The organism is Oricola indica, from assembly GCF_019966595.1.
Taxonomy (GTDB): domain Bacteria; phylum Pseudomonadota; class Alphaproteobacteria; order Rhizobiales; family Rhizobiaceae; genus Oricola; species Oricola indica.
In genome coordinates this window covers 393,813-402,815 of the sequence record NZ_JAINFJ010000005.1, presented here as the reverse complement: position 1 = coordinate 402,815, position 9,003 = coordinate 393,813, and the positions used below count along the sequence as shown (strand labels likewise).

General features: G+C 58.3%; 10 protein-coding genes. 3 read left to right on the top strand and 7 right to left on the bottom strand.

Going from position 1 to position 9,003, the window contains the following annotated elements; genetic code table 11:
* Positions 1 to 19: 19 nt before the first annotated feature.
* The 3 genes from LC343_RS15690 to LC343_RS15680 form a co-directional block, all read right to left on the bottom strand.
* Positions 20 to 1,009, bottom strand: a complete 990-nt coding sequence (locus LC343_RS15690; protein ID WP_223478088.1) for a hypothetical protein — start codon at positions 1,007 to 1,009, stop codon at positions 20 to 22.
* Between the two features lie 367 nt (positions 1,010 to 1,376).
* Complete coding sequence (locus LC343_RS15685) at positions 1,377 to 2,441, bottom strand: M48 family metalloprotease (protein ID WP_223478087.1); 1,065 nt, start codon at positions 2,439 to 2,441, stop codon at positions 1,377 to 1,379.
* Positions 2,438 to 4,072, bottom strand: a complete 1,635-nt coding sequence (locus tag LC343_RS15680) for a type IV secretory system conjugative DNA transfer family protein (RefSeq protein ID WP_223478086.1) — start codon at positions 4,070 to 4,072, stop codon at positions 2,438 to 2,440. Before LC343_RS15680 ends, LC343_RS15685 begins: the two co-directional genes overlap by 4 nt.
* A gap of 228 nt (positions 4,073 to 4,300) precedes the next feature.
* Here LC343_RS15680 and LC343_RS25360 point away from each other — a divergent pair, with 228 nt between their 5' ends.
* The 3 genes from LC343_RS25360 to LC343_RS15665 all read left to right on the top strand — a co-directional run bounded on the left by LC343_RS25360 (position 4,301) and on the right by LC343_RS15665 (position 6,581).
* Positions 4,301 to 4,648, top strand: coding sequence for a MobA/MobL family protein (locus LC343_RS25360; RefSeq protein WP_428982568.1), 348 nt, complete (start codon positions 4,301 to 4,303; stop codon positions 4,646 to 4,648).
* A 41-nt stretch (positions 4,649 to 4,689) separates the two neighbouring features.
* Positions 4,690 to 6,041 (top strand): IS3 family transposase gene (locus tag LC343_RS15670; RefSeq protein WP_223478084.1). Its coding sequence is split into 2 segments (ribosomal slippage): positions 4,690 to 5,026 and positions 5,026 to 6,041, totalling 1,353 coding nucleotides; the frame shifts between segments, so codons are not numbered across the junction.
* A gap of 84 nt (positions 6,042 to 6,125) precedes the next feature.
* Complete coding sequence (locus LC343_RS15665) at positions 6,126 to 6,581, top strand: hypothetical protein (RefSeq protein WP_223478083.1); 456 nt, start codon at positions 6,126 to 6,128, stop codon at positions 6,579 to 6,581.
* Positions 6,582 to 6,638: 57 nt separating this feature from the next.
* Here the strand turns inward: LC343_RS15665 and LC343_RS15660 are convergent, their stop codons facing one another.
* The 4 genes from LC343_RS15660 to LC343_RS15645 form a co-directional block, all read right to left on the bottom strand.
* Positions 6,639 to 6,899: a hypothetical protein gene (locus tag LC343_RS15660; RefSeq protein ID WP_223478082.1), complete on the bottom strand. Its 261-nt coding sequence runs from the start codon at positions 6,897 to 6,899 to the stop codon at positions 6,639 to 6,641.
* Between the two features lie 71 nt (positions 6,900 to 6,970).
* A complete protein-coding gene (locus LC343_RS15655; RefSeq protein ID WP_223478081.1) occupies positions 6,971 to 7,120 on the bottom strand; it encodes a hypothetical protein in 150 nt (49 codons plus the stop codon).
* Positions 7,117 to 7,419: a hypothetical protein gene (locus tag LC343_RS15650; RefSeq protein WP_223478080.1), complete on the bottom strand. Its 303-nt coding sequence runs from the start codon at positions 7,417 to 7,419 to the stop codon at positions 7,117 to 7,119. Before LC343_RS15650 ends, LC343_RS15655 begins: the two co-directional genes overlap by 4 nt.
* Positions 7,416 to 8,288, bottom strand: coding sequence for a phage integrase N-terminal domain-containing protein (locus LC343_RS15645; RefSeq protein ID WP_223478079.1), 873 nt, complete (start codon positions 8,286 to 8,288; stop codon positions 7,416 to 7,418). Before LC343_RS15645 ends, LC343_RS15650 begins: the two co-directional genes overlap by 4 nt.
* Positions 8,289 to 9,003: the final 715 nt, after the last annotated feature.

Here is a 9,003-nt window from a genome sequence, read left to right as displayed (position 1 = left end):
ACCCGGCAGAAAGCATGAATCAGAAACCCGCTGATTTGGGAATCCCTATCGATTCAGGACGCTCGAAAACCGCTCTAGTGGCGAAAGCGAGGCTCTCAACACGGTCATATAGTTCCAGCATTCCTCTTACATCGTCAAACCACCAAAATCGCGTCCACGCATGTTCGTAAACGGCACGCAATAGCTGAAATTCTACGCCATATTTTTTTGCGAATTCTGTGGCCCGAGTAAAACGACCTTCAGTCTCGTACTGCGGCTTTTCGAGGCGTCTAGAAAGCGAAGCAGCCTCAAATGCATCGCTCACTGCTTGCGTATAGTCAGAGCGCGATGTCCCCATTTTGGCCAATCGATCTTCAAGCTCATCGAGAGCCTGCTGGTTCTTAAAGTCGTTTGGTCCGATCTTCCGGCTGTCAGGATCGATTGCCCCCACTCCGAGGGTCTCGAAGGCAATATCCTTGTGGTTGTGAGAGAATACACGATCAATGAGCCATTCGCGGTCAAGTATTGTGACTGGAATACCGTAGCTTTTGTGGAGCTCATCCTCAATGCGAAGCCTGTCTTTTTGGCGTGCGGGACGGCTGGTCACAAAGTATATTCTCACGTATCCGCGCTTTGTCTCTGCAATGCCCTTTACATCCGAACGAACTTTGTCCGACCACCCCTTCTTGGCGCTAAAGGCAAATGCTACCCTGGCAGCGCCACTATCGTTGCCATTAATAAACCATCGCTGGGAGATTGCTTCGTCAACTGGAACGGTCTCGGTATCTACCTTACCATCCCCGCCTCCTTCTGGGCCGGTTTGCGGTCTCAGATTTGGACAGATCTCGCGTTCGCAAAGTTTGCGCGCAAAATTCTCGAAATCCTTATGCTGATTACGATCGGTCAGCGTTTCGAGATGATGGCTAAGCTCTGACCGGCTTAAGCGATAGGTATCAGTGTTCTCACTATCCGAATACAAGTATGGGCGTCTCGCCCGCATGATTTCAGAAGGTGTCGGATATTGCGCCATCGCGTATTATTCTAGCCCATTTCATAAATGAGATCATGAGTTTTTGGACGATAGCACAAACGGTTGGCATCCATTTTTCACGTCTAAAGTATTTAGAATGATTGTGCTTACTAAATGGTGCGGACGGCGGGACTCGAACCCGCATGGCCGAAGCCGAGGGATTTTCTTACCAACTACGGCTTTCACCGCCGCCCTCAGGCGTTTGTGGTCTGGACTATACCTTCACCATAGCAGGTGCCTTAGGTGCTGCCCGTCTAGTCTCTACACCTTCCCGAATGTATGACCATTCGGGCTTGGCTCGGGATTGCCATCTGACAGGTTTCCCCGAATTTGAGCAGTTCTACGTCCGGCGTTTCCGCCAGCGCACTCAAGCGTTCAAGTCCCTTGTGTCTACCGATTCCACCACGTCCGCATTGCTGTTCGCATAGCAGAGACCGTCACAAAGGCCAACGATAAGAACGGCAATGGACGGGGCATCAGGCAGCGGAAGTGACAGGCAATGGAGTGCCATCCGGCGCATAAGGCTCTTCGGCAAGGCTTCCCTTCTCTTCCCATGAAACAAGCGCATCAATGCGACTTTGAATCGGTGGATGGGTGGCAAGCAGGCACTATCATTGAGCGCCGATGAAAGCATCGTATTGGCATAACGGTTTCGGGGAGGCCTGGCGCTTTCGGCGGCAATGGCTTCCAGTGCACCGATCATAGCCTGAGGCGAAGTGAGACGCGCTGAAATGCGGTCAGCCGTGAACTCTCTGGCGCGGGAGAAGCTGAGAAGGCCCAGCTCGGAAAACGGCGTAAAGACCCAGCGCGCGAACATCTTCAGACCACGGAAGATCAGAAAGAATGACAGGGCTTCCTGCACGCCACGGGCATAGGTCATACGCGCCATGTCATTGCTGGCGATATGTCCTAACTCGTGCGCAAGGACAGCCTCAAATTCAGGTCTCTTGAGCTTCTGGACCGCACCCTTGCTGACAACAACCATGGCGTTTCCCGGCCGGGTGCCCATGGCAAAGGCGTTGATGTCTTCGGCGTCATACCACCCCACAAACGGCACAGGCGGCAAGCCAAGATCGGCGGCCAGCTGATTGGTGCGAACGGTGACAGGATGCGTCTCTGAGAAGAACGTAACGCCCATATCGCGCGTGATGGCACTTCCCTTTCCCGAAGCGCCTTTTGCGAACATGGAACCGCCAATGAGCGCCCAGATCGGCGTGGCAACCAGACCAATGGTCATCATCACGCTCACGGCGGCCATGGCCATAGGCATGTACATGATCGCACCAAGCGGGCCGGTTGCGGCCACAGAGACCATAGAGGATGCCATCAGGAAGGCGGCACCGAAAAACAGCCCGACAACGGCACCCAGGATCATCAGAAAGATGGTCGGGAAGACAGGATGCTTTTCGACTTTGACGGTGGCGATACTCATACGCGTGACCTCAACTCTTCATCATTGAACCAGGGAGTAAGCTGCGCCTGCACGGGACGAACATCGCGCAGGAAATGAATGGCACTGCGCGCCGACGCATTGCCCGACATGAAGTCGATGACTTCGTCGGGCGTCATGAGGTTGCGCCCCGCCAGATGCAGGTTTTCCGAGATCGAATAGCTGGCAGAACCGGATGCGCCGCCCGTTGTGGAGGCCGACATGTTGGGCACCTCATAGGACACCGTTGTGTCGCCCAGATATTCGGAAACCAGCTTGGCCGTGCGCATATCGCCCGTGCCGAAGAAGGACTTCGCTTCAGCCTGCAGAAAGGACTGCCAGGTGGTGGGGTATTTCTGCTCAAGGGTCGGAAGGTCCTGAAGGAAGAACCACAGCCGCACACCGGCGCTGGCATGGGTGCGCAGCGCCGAAACAAACCGGTCATCCCGGTCCAGCGCCAGGAACTCGTCCATCACAAACAGCACCGGGATGTCCGGCTTGCGCTGATTGAGAAGCATGGCGTCCAGCGCCGTGGCGAAGATCATGCGCACGAAGGTGGAGAACGGGCCTATCCGCGAGAACGGCAGCACCAGGTAGACCGTGGCCGGATTGTCCTTCAGATCACCAAAGCTGAAATCGCTGCGCGCGGTGCAGCGCTGCAGGCCCGCATTGTCCCAGAGCCGCAAATGTGTGTTGAGGCTGTCCAGAACACGCGGCTGGCCCGTATCGCGTGACTTGGTCATGAAGTTGCGCGCGGCATTGCGGATCGACGGCGGGAAGATGTCATCCGCCATCACCTTCATCAGCCCGAACAGGTCGCGATCGAGCGTGGAGAGCGTATTGCGGATCGTGGCGAGGCTGCGATCATCCCCCTCCGCAAAACGCGCTGTAAACTCCACCACGGCGGCCAGAAGGCCGATGGCCTCGTTCTCGAAGAACTGCTGTTTGTCGTCCTGGGTGCGCGGGTAAAGAATCTCGCTCAGTTCCAGCGCTGTCTGGCTGTCCTTGACGCCATCCAGCGGATTGAAGGCGTGTGTCGTCGGCACGCCTTCCACCTCGAACGGATTGAGCACGTAGACCGGTCCGACGTTCTCTTCGCGCCATTTGGCGGTGGCCTGATAAAGCTCGCCCTTCGGATCGAGCACCACAGCCGCGCCCCGGTAGTTGAGCAGGTTCGGCACAATCTGCATCGTGCTCTTGCCGCTGCGGGTGGGCGCGATGGTCAGCAGGTGACTTTCGCCGTCCCAGGTTAGCGGCTGTCCGGCAACTTTGCCAAGGCTTAGGCTGCGGCCATCCAAGGGACGGATAAGCCCTGCATCCTGCAGTTCGTCCGGCCGAGCCCAGCGCGCCGAGCCGTGCACAGGCGGCGGGTTAGTGCGCATCGCCGCCTGCTTCTCGCGAAGCGCATAGGCGCGTCTGGCCTGATCCAGAACAGGTGCCGGATCGCGTCCGGCCTTCACTGCCTCAACGGCGGCATCAATGGTGATGGGGTCGAAGCCCTGCTGTTCAAGCTGCTTCTTCAACGACAGGCCGGTGAGGTGACGGCTGACCTTCATGCCCGTATCGAAGTATCGGCGAAAGTCCGATACAGACGAACCGAATCCGCCCGTCAGATCAAACGGGTTCTTACTCAATACACTGATCCCCCGGCGGAAAATGCCGCCACCTGAAGACTAGTAATCTCTTTTGAAATGAGTCAACTCTGGGTCGCAACAAAGTGTATAGCGCACTTACATGTTGCCTAACCTGTATTACAGGTTGTCAACATTGCGGCGTTTTCCCGGCTTCGCCGATGGAAAACACCGAAGTGCGGCAGGGGGATACCCCCTGCACCCCATCCCGTTTCGCTTCGCGTCAACGGGATGCCCTACGGGCGGAATGGCAGGCGGATGCAGGACGGAAATATACATTGCCACGTTACGAACCTCTCGCGGAAAAGTCCCTTTCGGGGCGAGCGCTTTGCGGTGGCCATGGCCGCCTATGTGGCAGGCGAACGGCTGTGGTCCGAGGGTAAGCAAGAGCACATTGTCTATCACATGCGTGAGGATGTGGTGTTCAAAAGAACGCTGTTTCCGGCGGGCGCGCCCGCGTGGGCGCGCGACCGGAATTCGCTCTGGAACCGTGTGGACACGACCGCCAGACGGAGGGATGCGAGGCTGGCCAAGTGTCCGGCTTCAGCACCAATGAGACAATATCGGCTTAACGGATAGAGGAGGATTTCTGGCTCATCGTAGCCCTTCAAGGAGCGAAGATGAGACGGAAATCCGGGACACAGAAGGAGCCGGCGGAAAAGGTCATCAAGGACATCCGCCGTGCAACCCGCAAACACTATTCGGCGGAAGAGAAGATCCGCATCGTGCTGGAAGGCTTGCGCGGTGAGGAGTCGATTGCCGCGCTGTGCCGGCGTGAAGGCATTGCCGAGAGCCTCTATTACAATTGGTCGAAAGAGTTCCTCGAAGCCGGCAAGAAGCGGTTGGCCGGCGACACCGCACGTGCGGCCACCACCGATGAGGTCAAGCATCTACGTCGTGAGGCTCGTGATCTGAAAGAGGTCGTCGCCGAGCAGGCGCTGGAACTGCGGCTGCTTAAAAAAAGCATGATCGCGGATGGGGGCGACGACGAATGAGATATCCCGCCTCCGAGAAGCTGGAGATCATCCGGCTCGTCGAGCAGTCGCATCTGCCGACCAAGCGCACGCTGGACAAGTTCGGCATTCCCCGCTCGACCTTCAATCGCTGGTATGACCGCTTTCTCACCGGCGGCGTCGATGCGCTGGAAGATCGCAAGCCTCAGCCCGGGCGGGTCTGGAACCGCATTCCCGACGACATCCGAGAAAATATCATCGACCTTGCGCTTGATGAGCCGGAGCTGTCACCGCGCGAACTGGCGGTGACGTTCACCGACACGCGAGGTTACTTCGTCTCGGAATCCTCGGTCTACCGCCTGCTCAAGGCGCAGGATCTGATCACCAGTCCAGCCTTCATCGTCATCAAGGCTGCCGATGAGTTCCATGACAAGACGACCGCGCCGAACCAGCTGTGGCAGACCGACTTCACCTATCTGAAGGTCATCGGCTGGGGCTGGTTCTATCTGTCGACCATCCTCGACGATTACTCGCGCTACATCATCGCTTGGAAGCTATGCACCACGATGAAGGCCGGGGATGTCACCGATACGCTGGAACTCGCCCTGCAGGCATCGGGTTGCGACAACGCCAGAGTGATGCAACGTCCACGGCTCTTGTCAGACAATGGTCCATGTTACGTCGCCGGCGAACTGGCCGATTGGCTCTCCGGCATTGGGATGGAGCACACCCGCGGCTCGACTTGTCATCCCCAGACCCAGGGAAAGATCGAGCGATGGCACCAGACGCTTAAGAACCGCATTCTGCTCGAAAACTACTTCTTGCCGGGTGCTCTCGAAGCCCAGCTCGGCACCTTCGTCGATCACTATAATCACCGGCGCTACCACGAGAGCCTCGGCAATCTCACCCCGGCCGACGTCTACTTCGGACGTGGCCCGACCATCCTGCAGACAAGAGAAAGGATCAAACGCGAAACCATCAACCGACGGCGCTTGCTGCATAGCAAGGCGGCCGCTTAAAATGAAAACCCTGATGGGCCAGAGCCTCCACTAGATCAGGCCGCCGAACTGCTCAAAACCTCTGACGACGGACATGAGATCGGAATGGACAATGCCTACGCCCTTGCCGAAAGAGAGCCCGTCGCCGAGCGCGACGACGGCTCCGCCTTCCGGCAGGAAATGGAACAGCGCCAGCGGGACTATGACCGGGGCGTGTGGGAGCGGGCCGTCATGATGCCCCGGACACGCGAAGAGCATGAAGCATTGCAGCTCGCCCGCAGGGCTTCACCGCAGATGCTTCGCGTGGTGGAAGAACGGATCTTTGACGCCCGCGTCATGAAAATCCGCGAGGACGACATCCGCCGGAAAGAGCGTGAACTGGAACGCATGATGGAACCGTCGCTGCGCGACAAGGTTCGAGAGCTTTTCAGGCGCGAGGAAGAACCGGAGCGAGTTCAGGATCCGGTGCCGGGACCGAATTGGGAGCTTATGCATCCGGAAGAGCTTGAACGGGCACAGGAACAGGCGCGGGAGGAATACGAGCGGGAGAGAGAACGCTAGATAAATGAACAATGCCGGCGGGATTCCCGCCGGCATTGGTTCGTCATCAGCTGCAGACTACTGCAACTGGCTGCGCAGTCCCTGATACCGTTGCATCGCCACCTTCTGGCGCTCGAACAGGGCGTCTTTGACGGCCCGAATCCTGGCAAAGCAATCGTCGGTGTGAACGTAACCATGGCCGAACTTACGGCACAGGTCATCGATGAAAAGGCTGACGCCTTCTATCTGCTCGCCGAGGAAATCAACCTCGGCCTTTGCTTCGTCCACGGGGGTGCGAATACGCGCGGCATCGGCCTCGCGTGAGGTCAGTATTTGCATGTCAAATGCTCCAGATAAGGCGGAATTGCCTGTGAGAGCTTTTGAACAGCCGCGAGAGCCGTTGCTGACATTCACGCGCCGAAGAACCGAACCAGCGCGAAAGCCGTCACCGTCATCCAGAACGCCAAACACACGGCGCGCACCAGCGCGCCGGTGAGGCTGAAGGTGATCCGAAGGGTAAGAAGCAGAATGAGGATGGTGAGCAGGAGCGGCCCGCTCACCAGAAGATCACCAGTTCAGGGTATTCGAACTCTGAAGACGGCCGGAACGGATCGACGATCTCCGGTGTCGCCTTCCAGGCGTACCGGTAACCCTCATGTTCCAGCCATTCCTCAAGTGCTTGGGCGGCGTCCGTCGTGGACAGATCGAACGGGTATTCCTGATTGATCCGAAGCAGGCGGTAGCCTTCTTCGGCCCGGTCCAGAATGGACGCTGCCACCGTGGCAATGTCGAAGATGTTTTCCGCGTATTTGCGGCGGGCGTTGGTCGTGGCCTCGTAGGTGCTTGCAGCGCGTCTCATCCGAAGGCCCTCCCGAGATAGGTATCCGTCACCTCAAGGCGGCCATGACCCAGCTCTGCGGAAATCTGTCGGCGCGCGGCGCGGTCAGCTTTCCGCTCGTCTTCGGTCATGTCCTTCCAGCGCTTGCCGCCTGCCATCGGGCATGGCTGGCCGGTGAGCATTTGGTAGCGCTGCTGCGCATAGGCGTGGCGAAAGCCGTGCGTGTTCCGAAGGCCCGCCTTCAACGTGTAGTACTCGAAACGCTTCATCTGCGCGGCGTAGCTGAGGTTCGCCGGAATAAGCGAACCGTTCGGGGCGAACTTCTGGATCTGGGCCAGGATCTTGCGCTGGGTTTCCGTGGTGATCGGGATCAGGCGCGGACGCCCGCCCTTGGTCCAGCTGCTCTTCAGGAAAATGCTATCCTTCTTGATACCGATATGCGGGCGGAACTTCATCGCCTCTTCGCGCCGCAGGCCAAACGCCACCTGCAGAAGGATCGCCGCCTTCACATACGGGCAGCCGAGATCGCGGTATTTGCCGGGATCAAGATGCTGCGCGCGGTTGGCGTCGCCGTGCTTGCGGGCTTCAACACCAAAGGTGGCATTGTCTTTCGGGATCACCGAAAGCTTGTCCACCTTCTCCGCCCACCAGCGCAGCCAGGTCAGGCGGTTGCGGATCGTCGCATCATCAAGATCTCCGCCCTTCCACTTCTCGACAAGGGCGGAAACATGCTTCGGCTTCAAAGATTTTGCCGAAGGCAGTTTGTATCCGAGGTTGTTCAGTTCATTCGCTATCGCGGACAGGCCGCGCTTCCGGTTGGTTTGTGTCCCGTGTGACCCGTCGCGATTGCGACGGCACAGCCGGACCAGGTCCATGGTCAGATCGTCCATCGTGCTCATTCCTCTTTTTCAAGATCGGTGAGTGTTGATGGCCGTTGCGGTTCCGTAGAATCCGCAACCCGCAGACACTGTCCGCGGTCAAAGCCTGGACGTGTTCTGAAATCCTTTCATAGCGGTAAGAGCCTCCCTTGAACCGACGGTCAGTCGGCCCCCATTGGCTCGCCCTGATGGGCGCCCGGCATTCGAACTTGTGGGCTCTGCATGCCGATTGGTTTCGCCGCTTGGCGGCGGTCGTGCTTGAGCAATCATTGTGCTCTCCTTTGGCTGTAAAACGGGATTGAAGATCGATCGGCCGTTTGCGCGATCGAGGGCATTTTCGCTCAGTTGATGAAAATCGCGCCAGCCGAATCCGCGTAAAATGACAAGGGTGTGTGTTCTCGAGGTCACGCACCCATCCCTTGCAATCCCTTCCGGAAAGCCCCGTGAGCGCTGGATAGACGGCGATGCCGTCACTCCCCGATGGTATCGTTGAGTGACGGCCCGCCAGGCCGGGCCCCGGCATTTGTCGGACGTATGAGGAGAGCCTGTTTCAGGCTCCTGCGGGTTTGGCGGACGGCATGACCGTTCGCGGGCGCATTGACCGGTTCAGGCGCAGTCCTTGGCGCAGGCCACAATCAGGACGCGGGCTTCACAATCGCCAGAAGCAAGTCCCGGGCAGGGGGCTTTGGTTCTGTCATGCCCCTTCTCGTCCCTTCCCGATGTCTCA

Excerpts from the sequence above, each read along its gene's own strand:
- LC343_RS15690 (WP_223478088.1), bottom strand. The coding sequence starts at position 1,009 with ATGGCGCAATATCCGACACCTTCTGAAATCATGCGGGCGAGACGCCCA.
- LC343_RS15665 (WP_223478083.1), top strand. The coding sequence starts at position 6,126 with ATGGACAATGCCTACGCCCTTGCCGAAAGAGAGCCCGTCGCCGAGCGC.
- LC343_RS15645 (WP_223478079.1), bottom strand. The coding sequence starts at position 8,288 with ATGGACGATCTGACCATGGACCTGGTCCGGCTGTGCCGTCGCAATCGC.
- LC343_RS25360 (WP_428982568.1), top strand. The coding sequence starts at position 4,301 with ATGCCCTACGGGCGGAATGGCAGGCGGATGCAGGACGGAAATATACAT.
- LC343_RS15660 (WP_223478082.1), bottom strand. The coding sequence starts at position 6,899 with ATGCAAATACTGACCTCACGCGAGGCCGATGCCGCGCGTATTCGCACC.
- LC343_RS15650 (WP_223478080.1), bottom strand. The coding sequence starts at position 7,419 with ATGAGACGCGCTGCAAGCACCTACGAGGCCACGACCAACGCCCGCCGC.
- LC343_RS15685 (WP_223478087.1), bottom strand. The coding sequence starts at position 2,441 with ATGAGTATCGCCACCGTCAAAGTCGAAAAGCATCCTGTCTTCCCGACC.